17 protein-coding genes are annotated in these 20,258 nt (G+C 71.7%); 8 read left to right on the top strand and 9 right to left on the bottom strand.

Annotated features, from left to right (window positions below; all coding sequences use genetic code 11):
* Nucleotides 1–3: 3 nt before the first annotated feature.
* Entirely contained in the window at nt 4–1,674 is a 1,671-nt protein-coding gene (locus ACFFCA_RS09765; RefSeq protein WP_375484199.1) for an FAD-dependent oxidoreductase, read from the bottom strand.
* Between the two features lie 75 nt (nt 1,675–1,749).
* Here ACFFCA_RS09765 and ACFFCA_RS09770 point away from each other — a divergent pair, with 75 nt between their 5' ends.
* Nucleotides 1,750–3,201 (top strand): MDR family MFS transporter, encoded by a 1,452-nt coding sequence (locus tag ACFFCA_RS09770; protein ID WP_375484201.1) that lies wholly within the window; start codon nt 1,750–1,752, stop codon nt 3,199–3,201.
* 2 nt (nt 3,202–3,203) lie between these two features.
* Here ACFFCA_RS09770 and ACFFCA_RS09775 read toward each other — a convergent pair whose 3' ends face one another.
* Nucleotides 3,204–4,967, bottom strand: coding sequence for an ABC transporter ATP-binding protein (locus ACFFCA_RS09775; protein ID WP_375484203.1), 1,764 nt, complete (start codon nt 4,965–4,967; stop codon nt 3,204–3,206).
* A 147-nt stretch (nt 4,968–5,114) separates the two neighbouring features.
* On the opposite strand from ACFFCA_RS09775, the gene ACFFCA_RS09780 reads away from it, so the two are divergent.
* Nucleotides 5,115–5,558 (top strand): MarR family winged helix-turn-helix transcriptional regulator, encoded by a 444-nt coding sequence (locus ACFFCA_RS09780; RefSeq protein WP_375484205.1) that lies wholly within the window; start codon nt 5,115–5,117, stop codon nt 5,556–5,558.
* Nucleotides 5,559–5,647: 89 nt separating this feature from the next.
* Here the strand turns inward: ACFFCA_RS09780 and ACFFCA_RS09785 are convergent, their stop codons facing one another.
* Both ACFFCA_RS09785 and ACFFCA_RS09790 read right to left on the bottom strand, forming a co-directional pair.
* A complete protein-coding gene (locus ACFFCA_RS09785) occupies nt 5,648–7,057 on the bottom strand; it encodes a uracil-xanthine permease family protein (RefSeq protein ID WP_375484207.1) in 1,410 nt (469 codons plus the stop codon).
* A 65-nt stretch (nt 7,058–7,122) separates the two neighbouring features.
* On the bottom strand, nt 7,123–7,554 hold the full coding sequence (locus tag ACFFCA_RS09790; RefSeq protein WP_375484209.1) for a TIGR03618 family F420-dependent PPOX class oxidoreductase: 432 nt from the start codon (nt 7,552–7,554) through the stop codon (nt 7,123–7,125).
* A gap of 65 nt (nt 7,555–7,619) precedes the next feature.
* Between ACFFCA_RS09790 and ACFFCA_RS09795 the strand changes: the two genes are divergently transcribed.
* From ACFFCA_RS09795 to ACFFCA_RS09805, 3 genes are read left to right on the top strand one after another with little or no spacing between them, the layout of a single operon-like run.
* Nucleotides 7,620–8,486 carry an oxygenase MpaB family protein gene (locus ACFFCA_RS09795; RefSeq protein WP_375484211.1) on the top strand — a complete coding sequence of 289 codons (867 nt, stop codon included), beginning with the start codon at nt 7,620–7,622 and terminating at the stop codon, nt 8,484–8,486.
* A 39-nt stretch (nt 8,487–8,525) separates the two neighbouring features.
* The gene (locus tag ACFFCA_RS09800) at nt 8,526–9,542 is read left to right on the top strand and encodes an aldo/keto reductase family protein (RefSeq protein ID WP_375484213.1); all 1,017 of its coding nucleotides are present in this window, start codon (nt 8,526–8,528) and stop codon (nt 9,540–9,542) included.
* A 6-nt stretch (nt 9,543–9,548) separates the two neighbouring features.
* Complete coding sequence (locus ACFFCA_RS09805) at nt 9,549–10,577, top strand: Atu2307/SP_0267 family LLM class monooxygenase (RefSeq protein ID WP_375484215.1); 1,029 nt, start codon at nt 9,549–9,551, stop codon at nt 10,575–10,577.
* Between the two features lie 8 nt (nt 10,578–10,585).
* Here ACFFCA_RS09805 and eutC read toward each other — a convergent pair whose 3' ends face one another.
* The 4 genes from eutC to ACFFCA_RS09825 form a co-directional block, all read right to left on the bottom strand.
* The gene (gene eutC / locus ACFFCA_RS09810; protein ID WP_375484217.1) at nt 10,586–11,335 is read right to left on the bottom strand and encodes an ethanolamine ammonia-lyase subunit EutC; all 750 of its coding nucleotides are present in this window, start codon (nt 11,333–11,335) and stop codon (nt 10,586–10,588) included.
* 105 nt (nt 11,336–11,440) lie between these two features.
* The gene (locus ACFFCA_RS09815; protein ID WP_375484218.1) at nt 11,441–12,841 is read right to left on the bottom strand and encodes an ethanolamine ammonia-lyase subunit EutB; all 1,401 of its coding nucleotides are present in this window, start codon (nt 12,839–12,841) and stop codon (nt 11,441–11,443) included.
* Nucleotides 12,838–14,415 (bottom strand): amino acid permease, encoded by a 1,578-nt coding sequence (locus ACFFCA_RS09820; RefSeq protein WP_375484220.1) that lies wholly within the window; start codon nt 14,413–14,415, stop codon nt 12,838–12,840. The genes ACFFCA_RS09815 and ACFFCA_RS09820 overlap by 4 nt, the downstream gene beginning before the upstream one ends.
* Nucleotides 14,416–14,527: 112 nt before the next feature.
* The gene (locus tag ACFFCA_RS09825; protein ID WP_375484222.1) at nt 14,528–15,979 is read right to left on the bottom strand and encodes a hypothetical protein; all 1,452 of its coding nucleotides are present in this window, start codon (nt 15,977–15,979) and stop codon (nt 14,528–14,530) included.
* 159 nt (nt 15,980–16,138) lie between these two features.
* Between ACFFCA_RS09825 and ACFFCA_RS09830 the strand changes: the two genes are divergently transcribed.
* Nucleotides 16,139–17,233 (top strand): hypothetical protein, encoded by a 1,095-nt coding sequence (locus ACFFCA_RS09830; protein WP_375484224.1) that lies wholly within the window; start codon nt 16,139–16,141, stop codon nt 17,231–17,233.
* A 4-nt stretch (nt 17,234–17,237) separates the two neighbouring features.
* Nucleotides 17,238–18,173 (top strand): ADP-ribosylglycohydrolase family protein, encoded by a 936-nt coding sequence (locus ACFFCA_RS09835; protein ID WP_375484226.1) that lies wholly within the window; start codon nt 17,238–17,240, stop codon nt 18,171–18,173.
* Between the two features lie 6 nt (nt 18,174–18,179).
* Here the strand turns inward: ACFFCA_RS09835 and ACFFCA_RS09840 are convergent, their stop codons facing one another.
* Nucleotides 18,180–18,695: a MarR family winged helix-turn-helix transcriptional regulator gene (locus ACFFCA_RS09840; RefSeq protein WP_375484228.1), complete on the bottom strand. Its 516-nt coding sequence runs from the start codon at nt 18,693–18,695 to the stop codon at nt 18,180–18,182.
* A 140-nt stretch (nt 18,696–18,835) separates the two neighbouring features.
* Here ACFFCA_RS09840 and ACFFCA_RS09845 point away from each other — a divergent pair, with 140 nt between their 5' ends.
* The gene (locus ACFFCA_RS09845) at nt 18,836–20,065 is read left to right on the top strand and encodes an MFS transporter (protein WP_375484230.1); all 1,230 of its coding nucleotides are present in this window, start codon (nt 18,836–18,838) and stop codon (nt 20,063–20,065) included.
* The last annotated feature ends 193 nt before the right edge of the window (nt 20,066–20,258 follow it).

The raw sequence follows: 20,258 nt of genomic DNA on the forward strand, positions 1-20,258 counted from the left end.
ACCTCACCGTCCTTCCAGATAGCGGTGCACGAGCATCACGGCCATCGCGCCCTCACCGACCGCGGACGCCACCCGCTTGGCCGACTCGGACCGGACGTCACCGGCGGCGAAGATGCCCGGGACGCTCGTCTCCAGGTGGAACGGATGGCGGTCCAGATCCCATCCCGGCGGGGTCTCCCCCGGCGCGGCGAGGTCGGGTCCGGACATCACGAAGCCGTGGTCGTCGCGCAGCACCGTGCCGTCGAGCCAGTCGGTACGCGGCGCGGCGCCGATGAACACGAACAGCCAGCTCGCGTCGACGGTGTCGATCTCCCCGGTCTCGGCGTTGCGCAGGTGCAGGCGCTCCAGATGGCCGTCGCCCTCGGCCCCGACGACCTCGGTGCAGGTCCGGACGGTGATGTTCGGGACGGACTCGACCTGCTGGACCAGGTAGTAGGACATCGAGTTCTCCAACGAGCGGCCGCGGACCAGCAGCGTGACGCTCTTCGCGCCGCGGGCGAGGTAGACGGCGGCCTGACCGGCCGAGTTGGCGCCCCCGACGATGTAGACGTCCTGGTCGATGCAGCTGGGGGCCTCGGTCAGCGCCGACCCGTAGAAGACGCCGCGGCCGGTGAACTCGTCGACGCCCTCGGCGGCCAGCTGCCGGTAGGCGACGCCGGTGGCCAGGATGACCGTGTGCGCGCCGACCGAGCTGCCGTCGTCGAAGCGGACGGTGCGGCCGGCGCCGTTGACCTCCAGGGAGACGGCCTCGCGGGTGGTGATCAGCTCGGCGCCGAACTTGACGGCCTGGCGCCGGGCGCGGTCGGTCAGCTGGCCGCCGGACACGCCGTCCGGGAAGCCGAGGTAGTTCTCGATGCGCGAGCTCTGCCCGGCCTGGCCGCCCGTGGCCGTGCGCTCGACGAGCACGGTCCGCAGCCCCTCGGAGGCCCCGTACACCGCCGAACCGAGCCCGGCCGGCCCGCCGCCGATGACGACCAGGTCGTAGAACTCCTCCGCCGGGGCGGTGCTGAGCCCCACGTGACCGGCCAGCTCGGCGTTGCTGGGGGCCACCAACGTCTCGCCCTCGGCGGTGATGATCACCGGCAGGGTCCGCGGGTCGGCGCCGGCCGCGTCGAGCAGGCGTGCGCCCTCGGGCGAGTCGGCGAGGTACCACCGGTAGGGCACCTGGTTGCGGGCGAGGAACTCGCGGGTGTCCGACGACGCCGCCGACCAACGGTGCCCGATGACCTTCGCCTCGGCGACGATGCGGTGGTCGGTCGTCGACCAGGACTCGAGCTGGGCGTCGATGACCGGGTAGAGCTTCTCGTCCGGCGGGTCCCACGGCTTGAGCAGGTAGTAGTCCAGGTCCACGACGTTGATGGCCTCGATCGCGGCGCCGGTGTCGGCGTAGGCCGTCAGCAACACCCGGCGGGCGGTCGGGTAGATGTCCATGGCCTGCTCGAGGAACTCGAGACCGGTCATCTGCGGCATCCGGTAGTCGGCGAGCAGCACGGCCACGACGTCGCCGCGCAGCTTGAGCTCGCGCATGGCCTCGAGGGCTTGCGGCCCGGACTCGGCCCGGACGATCCGGTGCGCGTCGCCGTAGCGGCGCCGCAGGTCGCGCGCGATCGAGCGCGACACCGCCGGGTCGTCGTCGACGGTCAGGATCGCGGTGCGGGGACGTGGTGCGCTCACCCTGTCGAGATTAGTGGCGAGCGCCACCCCGTGGCAGCGGCGAACGCAGTCGGGCCGCAGCCGTAGGTTGGTCGGGTGCGCCTGCCCGTCATCAGCCAGAAGGTGGCCGTCGGCGTCGTCTTCGTCCTTGCCATGTTCATGAACATCATGGACGTCACGATCGTCAACGTGGCGCTCCCGGACATCGGCCGCGAGCTGCACGCCGGGCCGACGCAGGTCAGCGCCATCGCGATCGGGTACCTCGTCAGCCTCGCCGTCGTCATCCCGGCCTCCGGCTGGGTGGGCGACCGGTTCGGCACGAAGAAGGTCCTGCTCGCCGCGATCGTGGTGTTCACCCTCGCCTCCGCCCTGTGCGGCGTCGCGCAGAGCCTGGCCCAGCTCGTCGGGTTCCGGGTGCTGCAGGGCATCGGCGGCGGGATGCTCACGCCGGTCGGCATGGCCATGCTGTTCCGCGTCTTCCCACCCGCCGAGCGGGTGCGCGCCTCGAGCATCCTGGTCATCCCCACCGCCCTGGCACCGGCGCTCGGCCCGGTCCTCGGCGGGCTGCTGGTCACCGACCTGTCGTGGCGCTGGGTGTTCTTCGTCAACCTGCCGATCGGCGCGGTGGCCCTCGCGTTCGGCGTGCTCTTCCTGCGCGAGCAGCCGGTCGAACGCAGCGGCCGCTTCGACGTCATCGGCTTCGTGCTGTCGGGCCTCGGCTTCGCGGGCCTGATGTACGGCATCAGCGAGGGCCCGCAGCGCGGCTGGGCGGACCCGCTCGTGCTCGGCACCATCGGCGCCGGCATCGTCCTGATCGTCGCCCTGATCCGCAACCAGCTGCGCACGCCCGAGCCGCTGTTGCGACTGAACCTGTTCGGCGACCGCCTGTTCCGGTCGTCGAACGTGCTGATCTTCCTGGCCACCGCCGCGTTCCTCGGCGTGCTGTACATGGCGGCGCTGTTCTTCCAGGACGGCCTCGGGCTCTCGGCCCTCAACTCCGGCCTGTCCACGTTCCCCGAGGCCATCGGCGTCATGGCCGGCGCGCAGATCGCCACCCGCCTGCTGTACCCGCGGTTCGGCCCGCGCCGGCTGATGATCGGCGGGCTGCTCGGCGTGGCCACCTCGATCGGGCTCATGAGCCTGGTCGCGTCCCGCGCCGACCTGTGGTGGATGCGGCTGCTCATGTTCGGCCTGGGCCTGTCGATGTCACACGTCTTCGTCCCCACCCAGGCCGCGGCCTTCGCGCGCATCTCGGCCGCGGACACCGGCCGCGCCTCGACACTGTTCAACGCGATCCGGCAGCTGGGCGGCGCGGTCGGCGTCGCGGTGCTGTCCAGCTCGCTGGCCGCAGTGGGCACGTCGACCTACCGGGCGACGGTCTCGCCGCACCTGACGGCGTACCACGTGAGCTTCCTCGTCGCGGCCGGCCTCGCCCTGCTGGCGGCGCTCGCGGCGATCACCGTGCACGACGAGGACGCGGAGTCGACCCGGGTGCGCCCCTCCGCCCGTCGCAAGCCTGCGCGCGTGGGAGCGGAGCAGCCCGCCTGACGCTACGAGGCCAGCGCGGCGTACCGGCCGTCCTCGGCCACCAACGTCTCGTGGGTCCCGGACTCGACGACCCGGCCCTGGTCGATGACCGCGATCTGGTCCGCGTGGCGCACCGTCGACAGCCGGTGGGCGATGGTGATCGTCGTGCGGCCGGCGGCGAGCTCGTCGAACGCCTGCTGCATGTGGCGTTCGGTCTCGGTGTCGAGCGCACTGGTGGCCTCGTCCAGCACCAGCACGCGCGGGTTGCGCAGCAGCGTGCGGGCGATGGCGATGCGCTGCTTCTCACCGCCGGAGAACCGGTGCCCGCGTGAGCCGACCATCGTGTCGTAGCCCTGCGGCAGCGACGAGATGAGCTCGTGGATCTGGGCGGCCCGCGCGGCGTCCTCGATGTCGGCGTCGGTGGCGCTCGGCCGGGCGTGGCGCAGGTTCTCGCGCACGCTGGCGTGCATCAGGTAGGTCTCCTGGCTGACCACGCCGACGATCTCGGCCAGATCGTCCAGCCGGAGGTCGCGCAGGTCGATGCCGTCGATGGTGAGCCGTCCGCCGGTGGGGTCGTAGAGCCGGGCCACGAGCGAGGCCAGCGTGCTCTTGCCCGAGCCGGTCTCGCCGACCAGCGCCAGGGTGGTGCCCGCCGGGACGTCGAGGTTGACGCCGGCCACGGCCGCGGTCTCGCTGCCCGGGTAGGCGAACGTCACGTCCTCGAAGCGGACCTCGCCGCGTACCTGACGCGGGTCGATGTCGACGGGGTGCTCGGGCTCGGTGATCTCCACCTCGAGGTCGAGGTACTCGAAGATCCGGGCGAACAGCGCGAGGGAGGAGTTGATGGTGACGCCGACGTTGAGCAGCCCCATCAGTGGGCGGAACAACGTGTTCTGCAGGGACGTGAAGGCGATCAGGGTGCCGATGGTCATCGCGCCGCGGGTGGCCGGCAGCCCGGCGCTGAGGTAGATGACGGCCGGGATCGCGGCGAAGATCAGGCTCATCGACGCCATGCGCCAGCGACCGGCGAGGCTCGAACGCAGCTCCAGGTCGACGAGCCGAAGCGAGGACTCGGTGAAGCGCCGGACGAGGTTGCGGCCGGACCCGGTGGTTTTGGTCAGCAGCACGCCGCCGATCGACAGGCCCTCGTCGATCGTGACGTTGAGGTCGGCCAGCTCGGCCTGCCGCGCCTGGGTGATCTCGCGGCGCATCTGCGCGACCTTGCGGGTGAGGTAGATCGCCGGCGGCATGACCACGAGCGAGATCAGCGACAGCTTCCAGCTGAGCGCGACCATCGCGACGGCGGTGGCCACGACGGTGGTGAGGTTCGAGGCGATCGAGGTGGCGGTGTCGGTGACGACCGACTGCATGCCGCCGATGTCGTTGGTGATGCGGGACTGCACCTCGCCGGTGCGGGTGCGGGTGAAGAACGCGACGGACTGCCGCTGCAGGTGACTGAAGACGTCGGTGCGCAGCCGGTGCATGACCTGCTGGCCGACCCTGGTGCTGATCCAGGTCTGGATCACGCCGAAGGCCGCGGTGACGGCGGCGACGCCGACCATGCCGCCGACCAACCAGGCCAGGAGGGGGACGTTCTGCGTGGGCAGGGCGGTGTCGATGACCGCGCGCAGCAGGAACGGCGACGCCAGGCCGACGACGGCCGACGCGGCGATGATCGCCACGACGACGGCCAGGGGCCAGCGGTACGGGGTGAACAGACGGCCGATGCGGCGCAGCGAGACGCTGCTCGCCAGCGCCTTGTCGGCGGCCTTCTGGTCTTTCGTCATGGGGCCGCGCGGTGGGCGGCCGCTGGAGGTGAGTGGGGCTGTCAAGGGGCATTCCTTCTTTCGGGTGTGTAGTCGGGAGCTCGTCCCGATTTACTGAGGTTACCTCATGATGAGGCTACAACACCATTCGTTGCTAGTCTGTTCCCCGTGACGGCGGAGAACGAGGAGACGCTGGCCGAGGCGTTCTGGGCGGTCGCCCGGCAGCTGCGGCGCGGCTCGCGTGATGCCCTCGCCCCCTGGGGGATCAGCCCCTCGCACGGTCGTGCCCTCATGGTGATCGCCCGGCTCGGCCCGATCCGGCTGAGCGCGCTGTCGGACCACCTGCGTATCGCCGCGCGCTCCACCACCGAGGTCGCCGACGCCCTCGAGGAACGCGGCCTGGTGCGGCGGCTGCCGGACCCGACCGACCGGCGCGCCACCCTCGTCGAGCTCACCGACGCCGGACGCGAACTCGTGCACGCGATGCACGCGTCACGCAGCGCCGAGGCCGAGGCGGTGTTCGGTGCGCTCGGCGAGAAGGACCGAGCCGCGCTCGCCCGCATCCTGGCCGCGCTGCGCGCTGCGCCGGCCACCCGTCCAGGCGAGGGGTAGCCGGAGCCCGCCCGCCACGCGGGGCCTCTCCGGCACGGTGGTCGGATCCCGGCCCGGGAACCCGCCACCGCGTCCGAGAGGCCGAACGGTCAGAGGGACTTCGTGGGCGCCTCGACGCGGTCCGGGGCTCGCGCCGGGTCACGCAGGTGGGCCGGCGCCAGCAGGTGACAGATGTGGTAGCCGATCAGCACGATCAGCGTGCCCGCGGCGATACCGGTGATCGAGAACGTGTCGGTGAACTTGATGGCCAGGTTGCCGATGCCAGCGATAAGCCCGGCACCGAGCGGCACCAGGTTCACCGGGTTGCCGAGGTCGACGCGGTTCTCGATCCAGATCTTGGCACCGAGCAGGCCGATCATCCCGTAGAGCACGAGGGTGATGCCGCCGAGCACCCCGCCCGGCGTCGCGGCCACGACCGCGCCGAACTTCGGGCAGAAGCCGAACAGGATCGCGACCACCGCGGCGATGTAGTACGCCAGCGTCGAGTAGATGCGCGTCGACGCCATCACCCCGATGTTCTCGGCGTAGGTCGTCGTCGGTGAACCGCCCACGAAGCTGGCGACCGCGGTGCCGACGCCGTCGCCGACGAACGCCCGTCCGAGGTAGGGGTCGAGGTCCTGTCCGGTCATCTCCGAGACGGCCTTGACGTGCCCGGAGTTCTCGGCGATCAACGCGATCACCGACGGGATGACGAGCAGGATGAAGCTCGCGTGGAACGCCGGCAGGTGCGGCCCGGCCAGGTGCCCGAACGTCGGGCTCGTCATCGATTTCGGCAGGCCGATCCAGGACGCGTGGTCCACGCCGGACCAGTCGATGCGATGCACCATGTGGCAGTTCTTGCCGGCGGAGTCGCAGCTGGGCACCTTGTTGATCCGGTCGGCGACCCAGGAGGCGGCGTAGCCGAAGACCAGCGCGAGGAAGATCGCGATGCGGGCGACGAACCCGCGAGCGAGCACGGACACGAAGATCACGAACCCGGCCGTCATCAGCCCGATCCACTGCTCCGACGGGAAGTAGGTCGTCGTCGCCACGGTGGCCAGGTTGAACCCGATCAGCATCACCACCGCGCCGGTGACGACGGGCGGCAGGACCAGCCGCACGATGTGCGCGCCGCCGACGTGCACGATGACGCCGACCGCGACCAGGATGAGCCCGGCGATGAGGATGGCCCCGGTGACCTCGGCCGAGTCGCCGCCCTGCGCCCGGATCGCCGCCACGGCGGCCACGAACGACGCGGACGTGCCGACGTAGCTGGGGATGCGGTTCTTGACGATCAGCAGGAACAGGATGGTCGCGATGCCGGACATCAGGACCGCGAGGTTCGGGCTCAACCCCATGATCGCCGGGAACACGAAGGTGGCCCCGAACATGGCGACGACGTGCTGCGCGCCCAGCCCGACCATGCGCGTGCTCGACAGGCGCTCGTCCGGACGCACGACCTCGCCCGGCGGCGGGGTACGGCCGTCGTGCACGAGCTTCCAGCTGAACATCGTGGTCATACGGGCCTCCACGTCGGTGAGCGTGTCCGGCATCCTGGCAGCCCGGTGTGACGAGGCGGTAACGATCAGTTGCTGTACACCCGGGTGGTCTCGACGAGCACGGCGGTGCGTCCCTGCTCCACCATCGTGCGGTCGTAGGCCTCCCAGTCGTCGTGCGTACCGCCGGCTGCGGAGAAGATCTCGCGCAACAGCAGGCGCAGCGTCTCGGGATCCGGGTCGCCGTCCGCCGGGCCGAGCAACGACGCCCGTCCCTCGACGGTCGCCCACCTCCAGCCCGAGCGGAAGGTGACGGCCAGCTGCGGACGTGCGCGCAGGTTGGCCAGCTTGACCCGCCCGTAGGTCACGAACGCGAGCACGTCGGCACCGGAGGCGGGATCGGTCACGATGCCCGCGTTCACGAGCGAGCTCTGGATGGTGGCGTCGGCACGCAGGGTGGACACGACCGCGAGGCCCTGCTCGTCCCTTCCGAGGGCAGCCGCATCGCTCAGCGTGGTCATGCCCGCCAGCCTGCCACGGGCCGCCGACCTGCGAGTTGCTCGGCGACACGGGGCACCATGGAGGCATGCTCACCGACCTGCGCGACCGTCTCGGCAAGATCGTGTTCGAGCGGGTGGCCGGGGCCGACGGGCCGAAACATCGCGACCGTATCCACAACACCCCGGGCGAGCGGTGGTTCGCCGACGACCGCCCGATCCGCACCGTCCACGCCGACTCGTCGATGTTCGTCGGTGGCCTTCGGGCCCTGCTGCTGCAGTCCCTGCACCCGCTGGCCATGGCCGGTGTCGCCGGGCATTCGGGTTACCGCGGCGACCCGTGGGGCCGGCTGCAGCGCACCAGCTACTTCCTGGCCGTCACGACCTTCGGGCTGGCCGAGGACGCGGACGAGGCCGTCGCGCGGGTGCGGTCCGTGCACGCGCGGGTCCGTGGCAAGGCGCCGGACGGCCGCCCCTACTCCGCCGCGGACCCACACCTGCTGCGCTGGGTGCACGTGGCCGAGGTCGACAGCTTCCTCGACACCTACCAGCGCTACGGCACGGCGCCGCTGGACCAAGCCGGGCGCGACGGCTACGTCGCGGACGAGGCGTTCATCGCCCGCAAGCTCGGGATCGTCGACCCGCCCACCACCGAGGCCGAGCTGCGCGAGCAGCTCGCCGCCTTCCGTCCCGAGCTGGAGGGCAGTGCCGAGGCGCGGGCGACGGCTCGTTACCTGCTGCTGCGACCGCCGCTGCCGCTGATCGCCCGGCCCCCGTACGCGGTGCTGGGTGCCGCCTCGGTCGCGTCCCTGCCGCGGTGGGCCCGCCGCCCGCTCGCCCTGCCCCCGCAGCTGCCGATCACCGAGGCCACCGCGGTGCGCGCCGCGGGCAAGGCCGTCGTCGGCATGCTCCGCTGGGTCACGACGCCGCCGGCCGCCGAGGCCCCGGCGGCCTGAGCGTCGGCGACGTTTTCCCCGGTTCGTAGAGTCGCAGGTATGGACTTTCGCTACCTCGGCAACTCCGGCCTGCAGATCTCCGAGATCACCTACGGCAACTGGCTCACCCACGGCTCGCAGGTCGAGAACGACGTGGCCACGCAATGCGTGCGCGCCGCCCTCGACAACGGCATCACCAGCTTCGACACCGCCGACGTCTACGCGAACGGTCGCGCGGAGACCGTGCTCGGTGAGGCCCTGAAGGGCGAGCGCCGCGAATCGCTCGAGATCTTCACCAAGGTCTACTGGCCGGTCGGGCCGGACCCGAAGGGCAAGAACGACACGGGCCTGTCCCGCAAGCACATCCTGGAGGGCATCGACGGTTCGCTGCGCCGCCTGCAGATGGACCACGTCGACCTCTACCAGGCCCACCGCTACGACAACTTCACCCCGCTCGAAGAGACGATGCAGGCGTTCGCCGACGTCGTCCGCGCCGGCAAGGCGCTCTACATCGGTGTGAGCGAGTGGACGTCGGAGCAGATCCGTGCCGGCCACGCGCTGGCCGTGGAGCTCGGCGTCTCACTGGTGAGCAGCCAGCCGCAGTACTCGATGCTGTGGCGCGTGATCGAGAACGACGTCGTCCCGACCTGCGAGGAGCTCGGCCTGGGGCAGATCGTGTGGTCGCCGATCGCGCAGGGCGTGCTGTCGGGCAAGTACAAGCCGGGCCAGGACGCACCGGCCGGTTCGCGCGCCACCGACACCAAGGGCGGCGCCGACATGATCAAGCGCTGGATGAACGACGACGTCCTGACGCGGGTGCAGGACCTCGCGCCGATCGCGGGCGACCTCGGCCTGAACACCGCGCAGCTGGCCGTGGCCTGGGTGCTGCAGAACAGCAACGTGTCGGCCGCACTCGTCGGCGCCTCACGTCCCGAGCAGGTCGTCGACAACGTCAAGGCCGCCGGCGTCACCATCCCGGACGACGCGATGGCGGCGATCGACGCCGCGCTGGGTGACACCGTCACCAGCGACCCGGCGATCGTCGCCCGCTCCACCCCGCAGCGACGCGCGGTCTGAGGGCCCGTGCACGTCGGCGTCGACAGCTTCGTCTCGGCCGTCACCGACCCGTCGACCGAGCGGGTCGTCGGCCCGGCCGAGCGGGTCGAGCACCTGCTCGAGGAGATCGCCCTGGCCGATACGTCGGGGCTGTACTCCTTCGGCATCGGTGAGCACCACCGCGAGGAGTACTACGACTCGGCGCCTCCGGTGCTGCTCGCCGCCGCGGCCGCCCGCACGTCGCGGATCCGGCTGGGCAGCGCGGTCGCCGTGCTCAGCGCGGCCGACCCGGTACGCGTCTTCCAGCAGTTCGCAACGCTCGACCTCGTCTCGAAGGGACGGATCGACCTCGTCGTCGGGCGCGGCTCGTTCACCGAGGCGTTCCCCCTGTTCGGGCTGGACCTGGCCGACTACGACTCGCTGTTCGCCGAGAAGCTCGACCTGCTGCTGCGCATCCGGGACTCCACCCACGTCACCTGGTCGGGTCGGCACCGCCCGCCGCTCACCGGCCAGGGCGTGTACCCGCGTCCGGTGCAGGACCCGCTGCCGATCTGGGTCGGCGTCGGCGGCACCCCCGAGTCGTTCGTGCGCGCCGGTCTGCTCGGCCTGCCGCTCATGGTCGCCATCATCGGCGGCGAGCCGCGCCGGTTCGCGCCGCTCGTCGACCTGTACCGCCGCGCCGGTGCCGAGGCCGGGCATCCGCCCGAGGCCCTGCAGGTGGGTCTGCACGTGTTCGGCTACGTCGGCGAGAGCGTGCAGTCGGCGGCGGACATCATCTACCCGGGCTGGCACCAGATGTTCACGGCCGTGTCCCGCGAGCGCGGTTTCCCGACGCCGACCCGTGCGCAGTTCGACGCGACGAGCGGTCCGGACGGCGCGTTCTTCCTCGGGGACCCGGACACGATCGCGGCCAAGTTGCGCCGCGTCGCCGGCCAGCTCGGCGGGGTGGATCGACTGTCGCTGCAGATGACCAACCCGCGGCTCGCGCACGCCGACCTGCTGCGCGGGATCGAGCTGCTCGGCACCGAGGTCGCGCCTCAGGTCGCCGACGTCTGAGCCGTCCGTCAGGGGACGTCCAGTACCCGGGCGTCCGCCTGGCCGACGGCGCCCGAGCGGTCCTTGACGCGCACGCCGGACTCGCCCAGCGCGAACGACGCACTCAGCAGTCCGGCGACGACCCGGGCCGCGTCGGCGTACCGCAGCCCGTCCGGCTGATGGATGTTCGAGACGCAGTTGCGCTCGGCGTCGTGCCGCCCCGGGCGCGGTGCGTACGTGAGGTACACGCCCAGGCTGTCGTTCACCGACAGTCCCGGGCGCTCGCCGATCAGCACCAGGACGGCGCGCACCCCCAGGGCCGCACCGATGTGGTCACCCAGCGCGACCCGAGCCTGGGTCGCGATCACGGGAACGGCGACGCTGATCGAGATGACGCCGAGCAGCGCCTCGAGAAACGGCACCGCGTGCGCCTCGACGGCACGCGCCGACAGCCCGTCGGCCAGCACGACAGCCAGGTCGTCGCCGTGCGCCGGCAGGTCGAGCGCCTGGGCCGGCTCGCGACCGAGATCGGGACGCCGCAGGTACTCGGTGCGGTCGCCGGCCCGGCTGGTGACGACGACCGGGTCGCCCAGCCACAACGCGGTGAGCCGGCCGGTCAGGGCCGTGACGTCGAGCTCGTCGTGGACGGCGTCGCGCGCTGCGGCATGCGCGGCCCGGAACTCGAGCTCCGCCTTGGTCGGCAGTCCGTTGCCGACCCTCCCGAGGCCGATGCGTGACCGGGTGCTCGACCGCAGCGCGTCCCAGAACTGTTCGGTCATGAGCGAACTCCGCGCGGAGCGGAGCGGAGGCCGGTCATGCGCGAGCTCCGCGAGCACATGGCCATCGAGCATGGCCTCTGGCGGCCGCAGCGAAGCGGAGGCCGGTCATGTGGTGATGGCCAGCAGCGGTGAGCCCTGGACAGACAGCAATGTGCCTGCGTCGTCCATCATCCCGAGGTGCTGCAGCCAGGCCTCGAACTCGGGAGCCGGACGCAGGCCGAGGGTGGCGCGCACGTACAGCGCGTCGTGGTAGCTCGTACTCTGGTAGCCCAGCATGATGTCGTCCGCGCCGGGTACCGCGATGACGTACGTGCACCCCGCGGCGCCGAGCAGAGTCAGCAGGGTGTCGGTGTCGTCCTGGTCGGCCTCGGCGTGGTTGGTGTAGCAGACGTCGACCCCCATCGGGACGCCGAGCACCTTGCCGCAGAAGTGGTCCTCCAACCCCGCGCGGATGATCTGCTTGCCGTCGTAGAGGTACTCCGGCCCGATGAACCCGACCACCGTGTTCACGATCAGCGGCTGCAGGTGGCGGGCGAGACCGTAGGCCCGCGCCTCGAGGGTCTGCTGGTCCACCGGCCGCCCGCCGGTGCCCAGGTGCGCGCCCGCCGACAGCGCCGAGCCCTGGCCCGTCTCGAAGTACATGACGTTGTCGCCGACGGTGCCGCGGTGCAGGTCGAGCGCGGCGGCACGGCCCTGCTCGAGCAGGGCGATGTCGACGCCGAACGAGGTGTTGGTGCCCTGGGTGCCGCCGATGGACTGGAAGACCAGGTCGACGGGTGCCCCCTGCTCGATGAGTTCGAGCGTCGTCGTGAGGTGCGCCAGCACGGACGTCTGGGTCGGGATGTCGTACCGGGACCGGATGTCGTCGAGCAGGTGCAGCAGGTCGCGGGTGACGCCGGGCGAATCGGTGGCGGGGTTGATGCCCAGCACCGCGTCGCCACACCCGAGCAGCAGCCCGTCGAGCGTCGCCGCGGCAACCCCGCGCGGGTCGTCGGTGGGGTGGTTGGGCTGCAGGCGGGTGGCGAGCCGACCGGGCAGGCCCAGGGTGTCGCGGAAGGCCGTGACCACCGAGCAGGACCGGGCGACGGCGATGAGGTCCTGGTTGCGCATCAGTTTGCTGACCGCGGCCACCATCTCGGGCATCAGTCCCGGGGCCAGCGCCGACAGCGTCGCGGACGCCGTCGGCGTGGCCGCCACCTCGAGCAGGTGGTCGCGCAGCCCGCCGACGGTCAGGTGCGACACCGCACCGAAGGCGTCCCGGTCGAGGGTGTCGACGATGAGCCGGGTGACCTCGTCACTGTCGTAGGGAACGACCAGGTCCTCGAGGAAGGTCGACAGCGGCACGTCGGCCAGCGCCCATTGCGCCGCGGCGCGCTCGCCCGCGGACTCGGCCGCGCCTCCGGCCAGTTCGTCGCCCGAACGAGCCGGCGAGGCCTTCGCCAGCAGGTCGGTGAGTCCGTCGAAGGCGTAGGACCGGCCGCCGAGCTGCTGACGGTAGGTGGTCATACCTTCGCAGTGTCCACCACGGGTGGTGTCTCCAGCGTGCTCTTCGGCCCGGTGAACCACTTCTTCACCGACACCTGCCAGGCGATCTCCAGGACGATCAGCAGCCCGAACACCACCAGCGGCGTGTAGTTCACGAACTTCCACGCGAACCCGTCGTACCACGGCGCACCGCCGGTGGAGGTCGGGAACATGGCCACGACCGAGGTCACCACGATCTCGATCACGGCGAGCGGCGCCATCCAGCGGTACTTCCGCCCCAGCGTCCAGCGGCCGACCGTGAACGCCGTCCCAGCCTTCCACCGGTAGAAGATGGGGATCGCGAACGCGAGGTAGAGCCCGACGACGCCGATCGAGACGACGGCGAAGAAGGCCACGGGCACCGGGGCACCGTTGATGTCGACCTTCACCAGCGCCGGCAGCGTCAGGACGATCGCGATGACGGCCGAGGTGATGACGCCGACGACCGGCACCCGATTCGCGTTGAGCTTCGAGAGGTAGCGTGCGCCGGGCACGGCACGGTCACGGCTGAAGGCGAACATCATCCGTGACGTCGACGTCATACAGGCGACCGTGCAGAAGAACTGACCGGCGGTGGAGATGATGAGCACGACTGCGGCCCACCGGCTCGACATCGCCTGCTCGAAGATCGCGATGGACGAGCCGCCGGCCTTGGTCACCCCACCTTCGTCCTGCACCGCGAACAGGAACGCCAGCAGCAGCACCCACCCGCCGAGCGCGGAATAGAGGATCGACTGCCAGATGCCCTTCGCGGCCGAGTTGGCGGCGGACCTGGTCTCCTCCGACAGGTGGGCCGACGCGTCGTAGCCGGTGATCGTGTACTGCGTCAGGATCGCCGAGAGCGGCAGCACCAGCAGGATGAACCCGGCCCCGCTCGTGTGCCCACCGAAGAAACCGGTGTTGTTGACGGTGTGGGTGAAGACCGAGCTGACGCTGGCGTGCTTGGACGGCACCGCGAACAGGATGACGATCACGGCCACCGCGCCGGCGACGTGCCACCACACCGAGATGTTGTTGAGCACGGCGAGCAGGTGCGAGGAGAAGATGTTGATCACTGCGGCGAGCACCAGGATGACGACGAACTCGACGAACACCCGGTTGAGCGAGTAGTCCTTCGCCCAGGAGTCGCTGTACAGGCCCACGACCGTGTCGAAGAACGTCGCGCAGCCGTAGGCCACCGACGCGTCGATGGCCAGCAGACCGATGAGGTTCAGCCAGCCGGTGTAGTACCCGGCCTTGGGGCCCCCGAGCTTCGACGCCCACCAGTAGATGCCGCCCGAGGTCGGCATGGCCGACACGAGCTCGGACATGCACAGGCCGATGACGAGGATCAACGCCGCCACGATCGGCCAGCCCCAGGCGATCGCGGCCGGACCACCGCCGTTCCAGCCGAGCCCGAAGCTGGTGAAGCAGCCGGCCAGGATCGAGATGATCGAGAACGAGATCGCGAAGTTGGAGAACCCCGACCAGGACCGGCTCAGCTCCTGCTTGTAGCCGAGCGCGGCGAGTTCGGCCTCGTCGTCGTCGACGGGCGGTGGTGCGGCAGTGGTCGACACGGGGCGCGCTCCGAGGGTGAGGTCGGCTGGAGACCTCACTATCGAGGAACGTCTTTACGCGGGCAATGGCCGCTCGGTTGCAGTCGTGTTTCGGGCGGTGGCGCCCCGCCCGTCAGCCGAGGTGGCGCCCGGCCACGCGGCGGCGGCGGCCGACCCAGACGAGCAGGCCGCCCAGGACGACGGCCCATACCGCGATCCCGAGCTGGACGTCGAGGGCGCGGCTGCCGGTGTTCGCCAACGGTGCCGCCGACGACGAGGTGGTCGACGCCGCGACGGCGGTGATGTGCGTCTGCACGACCGAGGAGCAGTCGTCCGCCGCCGTCGTGGTCGACGCGGCCTGCGGCGCCCGGACGACCGGGGTCACGCTGGCCGAGCCGCCCTCGTCGTCGCCGCCTCCGCTGAAGTCGCAGCTGTCGTCGGTGTCGGAGAACGCACCGAACGTCAGGCTGTCCTCGCCCGCGGAGCGCGCCTTCAACTTGATCGTCACCCGCGACGTCGCACCGGCGGCCAGTGTGCCGACCGGCCAGAACTTCACCGACGGCAGCGACTTCTTCTTCGACGACGCTGCGGACCGCGACACGGCGTGCCGTTGCAACAGGGTCGTCACCTTCGACACGTGCCGCCCGAACACCACGGACGATCCGCCACCCACGTCACCGCCGGTCGGGTCACCCGTCAGGTCCGAACCGTTGGTGATCTCGAAGTGGGTGTCCGTGATGTCGTTGTTGTTGGCCGCGAGCGCGATGGCCGCGGTGTCCGGCGCGGCACCGGAGCCGGCGTTGTGGACGGAGCCGACCATCGTGGCGGTACGGCCGACGACGGCGCTGAGCGTGGCCGGGGTCAGGCTGACGACGAGATGGCTGGGCGCGAGCACGGTGATGGACGCTTCGACGGAGGTGTCCTCGGCCGGGAGCTGCGCATCGGGGTGCAGGGTGACACCGAAGCGCAGCGTGGTGCCGGTGCGCGCGTCGTCGGCGACCTCGAGGTCGATGCCGATGAGGATGTTGTCGCCGGCGGCGAGGTCACCCACCTTGCAGGTGATGCCCGCGGACGCGGCCATGCAGTCCAGGTCGGTGAAGTCCGCGTCGTCGCCACTCGTGTACCAGTCGTCGATGCGGTAGACCGGGTCGTCCTCGTCGGACTCGAGCTGGAGACCCGCGGGCAGGGTGATGGTGACCGTGGCGCCGCTGACCGGGGTGACGCCCTGGTTGACGACCTGCGCGTCGAACTCCACGTCGTCGCCCGGGGTCAGGGATGCCGGGCGGTCCTCGCCCGAGCCCTTGGGCAGGCAGACGACCGGGTACTTCTTGTCGGTGTCGGTCGTGCACGGCGGCGCGGTCGGCGCCGGCCCCGGAGGAGCCACGGCGTTCGGCTTGCGGGTCACCGTGCCGCTCCTCGACGCCGTCGTGGGCGACGAGTGGGACCTGCTCGACGAGCTGTGCGGCGTGGTCGGCGCCGGGGCGGCGGCGGCCGCACCCGCCTGCGTGCAGAACACCCCGGCCGTGGCGACGGCGACAGTGAGCACGACGAGGCGCGCGCGAGTGAGGACGGGGAAGGTGCCCACGGCGGTGTCCGATCGTCAGGCCGCGGCAGGCTGATCACGGCGCGGTCGGCTGATCATAGGGTTCGACTGTGAATCGTCAACAGCGGCCCGGCCCCGGCGGGTCGGGCCGTCCCGGCCGTAGGAGATGCTGAGCCGTCCCGTGGAGAAGGAGCCTGCCGCATGCCCGACGTCGACGCTCTCGCCGAGGCCCTGCTCGACGCCCAGGTCGCCTACGTCGTCGGCGAATTGTCCGGGGACCGGCTGACGGCCGCCATCGCCGCCGACGTGGCGGACGTCCTCGACGTCGCCGCGTCGATGACCCTCGAGGCCGTCGTCGACCCCGGCACGGTGAAGGCTGCCGCGCGGCGGTTCGTGGACGTCGTCGGGGGCAGCGCCGTGCTCGACGACCTGCGCCCGGACCTGGCGGACGCGATCTACGCCTCGAGCGCCGGGGACGACCGCCTGCTGGGTGACGTCGTCGGTCGCGACGACGTCGCAGCCCTGCTCGCGAAGCTGCTGAGCATGCACCAGCTGCACGAGCGCGCGCTCGACCGGCTCGGGGAGAGCCCGGTGATGGCGTCGATCGCGTCCTCCTACGTCACCAAGATCGTCGGCGACTTCGTCCAACAGAACCGCGAGCGGGCCGAGAAGGTGCCCGGCGTCTCGTCGTTGTTCTCCCTCGGCATGGGGGCGGCCAGCCGGGTACGCGGGGCCGCCGACGGCCTGCTCGGCGACGCGCAGCAGCGCAGCGCACAGTTCGCCATGCGCCAGACCAGCAGCGCGATGCGGGACGTGCTGCGCGACGCGCCGATCCACGAGGGCGCCATGCAGATGTGGGACCTGCACGCCGAGGAGCCGATCAGCGAGCTCCGCCGGTACGCGACCGCCGCAGACGTGCGCGAACTGCTGGACATCCTGGCCCGCATCGCCACCACGGCCCGCAATCACGACGTCGTCGGCGACCTGCTCGACGAGGGCGTCGACGTCTTCTTCGCCCGTTACGGCGCCACCGACCTCGCGACCCTGCTGGCCGAACTCGGCCTCACCCGCGACGTGCTGGTCGCGGAGGTGACCGCGTTCGCCCCGCCGGTGCTCGAGGCGGCGCGGGCCGACGGCCGGCTCGCCGCATTCGTCCGCGCCCGCCTCGAACCGTTCTTCGCCGCGCCCGAGACGCGCGCGCTGCTGGCGGGCGCTGCGTCGGGCACCTCGTCGGGCGCCGCGTCGGGCGCCGCGTCGACATCGTCGCCGAAGGCCCGGCCGCAGCCCACGGCGTAGCCGCGTGGAGCTGACCCCGGAGCAGACGGACCGCGCCGCCGGCGTGCTGCTCGCGACCGCGGCCGGTGACGCGCTGGGCGCGCCGTACGAGTTCGGGCCGCCGCGGGGCCCCGACCTCCCGGTGACCATGCACGACGGCGGCTCACCGCCCCGGCGCGCCGGCGAATGGACCGATGACACGGCCATGGCGGTGGCGATCGCCGAGGTGGCGGCGACCGGCGCCGACCTGCGCGACACCGTCGCCCAGGACCGCATCGTGGCGCGTTGGGTGGAGTGGCTGGCGGGTGCGAGGGACGCCGGTGCGCAGACGCGGGCGGTGCTGGCCGAGGCGCACACCGCGGACGAGGCGCGAGCGGCAGCACACGCGCTGCACGAGCGGAGCGGCCGCACCGCCGGCAACGGCTCGTTGATGCGCACGGCGCCCGTGGCCCTGGCCTACCTCGACGACCCGGACGCGCTGGTGGAGGCGGCCGTCGCGGTCAGCGAGCTGACGCACTGGGATCCCGAGGCGGGTGAGGCCTGCGTCCTGTGGTGCCTGGCGATCCGCCGCGCGGTGCTGACCGGGGAGCTCGACGTGCGCGCCGGGCTCGCCGCGCTGCCCGAGGGGCGCGCGGCGGTGTGGCGGGCGCGCCTCGACACCGCGCAGGCCTCGACCCCCGCCGACTTCGAACACAACAGCTGGGTGGTGGAGGCCCTGCAGGGCGCATGGTCGGCCGTCAGCGCCCATCCCGACGACCTGCCGCGGGCTCTCGAGGCGGCGGTGCGCGGCGGACGCGACACCGACACCGTGGCCGCGATCGCCGGCGGCCTGGCCGGGGCCCGGCACGGAGCGGCAGCGGTGCCGCCGGCCTGGCGCGCCCTGCTGCACGGCTGGCCCGGGCTGCGGGCGGACGCGTTGGTCGACCTCGCGTCGCGCGCGGCGACCAGGACTACACGGTGACTGCGGTCAGTGCCGCCGGCGGGGCTCGAGCTCCTGCGCGGCGAGCACCTTCTCCAGCAGGCCCGCCAGGGTCTTGCGCTCGGTCTCGGTGAGGGTGGCGAACACGTCGGTCTCCCCGACCTCGGCGTCGAGCACCGCGGTGCGGAACAGGTCCCACCCGTCCCGGGTCAGCGTGATGAGCATGCGTGTGCGGTTGTCCGGGTCGGGGACCCGCTCGACCAGGCCGCGTTCGACCATGCGGTCGAGACGGTGCGTCATGGTGGACGCGGAGACGCCTGCGGCGTCGGCCAGCTTGGACGGGTGCGAGCTGCCGCGGCGGCCCTCCATCGCCAACGACTGCAGCACCGGCCATTCGGTGCGCGAGATCTCGATGGCCTCGAGCCGGTCGTTGTAGAACACGTCGAGGCGGCGGGTGAGCCGCGACATCGCGGTGACGATCCGCTGCACCGTCTCCGCCGCGCCGGCCTCCGTGTAGACCTGGACGGCCCGCTCGTACTCGCCCCAGGGCGTGCGCCGCGTCATGCGCGCACCCTACGTGTCGCCGCCGGTGAGGGCCGTCACCCTCGGGAGCGCCACGGAATATCCGGTGCGGGCCGATCGCTAACATCTTCGATATCGAAGTTCTAAGTCGCAGTATTGCTTATCGAAGTGGATTGTCTGTCATGCGTTCGTCCGGCCGTCGTCTGGCCATTCTCCTTTTCGGTGCGTCCCTCGGAGCCATCGGCTGGGGTGCCGTCCTCCCGTTCCTCTACGCCGACATCGCGACCGCCCGCGGCATGGGTGCCTCGGTGGCCGCCGTCACCTTCTCGGCCTTCGCGCTCGGCGCGTTGCTGGCCGCCCCGATCGCGGGTCGGCTCGCCGACCTCGCCCGCCCCGTCGTCGTCGCCACCGCCGCACGTCTCGGCATGGTGCTGGCCATCGTCGCCCTGATGTATGCAGGCGACGCCGCCGCGATCTGGGCCGCGGCGCTCGCCTACGGCGCGGCGCTGGCCGTCGTCCAGCCGTCGACGTCGGTCATGGTGCTCGAGCTGACGCCGACCGCCAAGCGTCGCGACGCGTTCGCCTGGCAGTTCATCGGCCAGAACCTCGGGCTGGCCATCGGCGGCCTGGTGGGCGGTTACCTCGTCGACCTCACGAGCGCCACCGGGTCGCGCCCGGCGTACGCGTTCGCCGCCCTCTGCAGCATCGCCAGTGCCGTGCTCGTCGGTGTCGTCGGGCGGCAGGCCGAACGCGAGCAGGTCCGGGTCGACTCGCCGGTCGAGAACGTGGGCTACCGCGTCGTGCTCCGCGCACCCGGCGTCCGTTGGATGCTGGCCGTCACCGTCCTGCTGACGCTGGCCTGCTACGCGCAGTTCGACTCGGGCCTGCCGGCGTACGCGCTGAGCGTGCTCGACGTCCCGGCCACCACCTTGGGCACCGCAGTGGCGGTGAACGCCGTGCTCGTGGCAGCCCTGACCGCGCCGGTGGTCAAGGCGACCCGCTCGGTGCCGCCGGCGGTGCTGCTCGGTGTCTGCGCGACGGTGTGGATCGGCGTGTGGCTGGTGCTGGCCGCACCGATGCTGCACGCGCTCCCCGCACCGGCGTTCGTCATCGCGGGCTACGCGCTGTTCAGCGTGGGCGAGACCATGCTGGCCCCGGTGCTCACGCCACTCGCGGCGTCGCTGGCGCCCGCGGGCGCGACCGGCCGGACCCTCGCGGCGATGAGCGGTGGGCAGACCCTGGCCACCGCGGTCGGGCCGGCGCTGTCGGGCGTCGTGCTGGCCCTCGGGCTGCCGGGTGGGTTCATCGCCATGCAGATCGCGTGCTGCCTGCTCGCCGTCCTCGGTGCGCGTCGGCTGGGCCGGACACTGGCCGCGGCACCGCGCCGCGACGAGCTCGCCCTCGTGGCCTGACCGCGCCACCCCGGCACGTCGCCCCCCACCCCGAGTTGTCCGCGCGCAGACGTGCTCCACCCCGGCTGGGGGCGGACGACTCGCAGCGTGGGGCGGTCTGTTACGGGAAGGCGGGGACCTGCTCGGCGAGACGCTCCCGCTCGGCCTTCAGCTCCGCCGGCTCCTGCCAGGCGCCGGGCTTCGGCCGCGGCCC

The organism is uncultured Jatrophihabitans sp., assembly GCF_964252635.1.
Classification (GTDB): Bacteria; Actinomycetota; Actinomycetes; order Mycobacteriales; family Jatrophihabitantaceae; genus Jatrophihabitans.

Excerpts from the sequence above, each read along its gene's own strand:
- ACFFCA_RS09785 (WP_375484207.1), bottom strand. The coding sequence starts at position 7,057 with ATGACCACGATGTTCAGCTGGAAGCTCGTGCACGACGGCCGTACCCCG.
- eutC (WP_375484217.1), bottom strand. The coding sequence starts at position 11,335 with ATGACCGAACAGTTCTGGGACGCGCTGCGGTCGAGCACCCGGTCACGC.
- ACFFCA_RS09775 (WP_375484203.1), bottom strand. The coding sequence starts at position 4,967 with ATGACGAAAGACCAGAAGGCCGCCGACAAGGCGCTGGCGAGCAGCGTC.
- ACFFCA_RS09830 (WP_375484224.1), top strand. The coding sequence starts at position 16,139 with ATGCCCGACGTCGACGCTCTCGCCGAGGCCCTGCTCGACGCCCAGGTC.
- ACFFCA_RS09800 (WP_375484213.1), top strand. The coding sequence starts at position 8,526 with ATGGACTTTCGCTACCTCGGCAACTCCGGCCTGCAGATCTCCGAGATC.
- ACFFCA_RS09845 (WP_375484230.1), top strand. The coding sequence starts at position 18,836 with ATGCGTTCGTCCGGCCGTCGTCTGGCCATTCTCCTTTTCGGTGCGTCC.
- ACFFCA_RS09815 (WP_375484218.1), bottom strand. The coding sequence starts at position 12,841 with ATGACCACCTACCGTCAGCAGCTCGGCGGCCGGTCCTACGCCTTCGAC.
- ACFFCA_RS09790 (WP_375484209.1), bottom strand. The coding sequence starts at position 7,554 with ATGACCACGCTGAGCGATGCGGCTGCCCTCGGAAGGGACGAGCAGGGC.
- ACFFCA_RS09840 (WP_375484228.1), bottom strand. The coding sequence starts at position 18,695 with ATGACGCGGCGCACGCCCTGGGGCGAGTACGAGCGGGCCGTCCAGGTC.
- ACFFCA_RS09795 (WP_375484211.1), top strand. The coding sequence starts at position 7,620 with ATGCTCACCGACCTGCGCGACCGTCTCGGCAAGATCGTGTTCGAGCGG.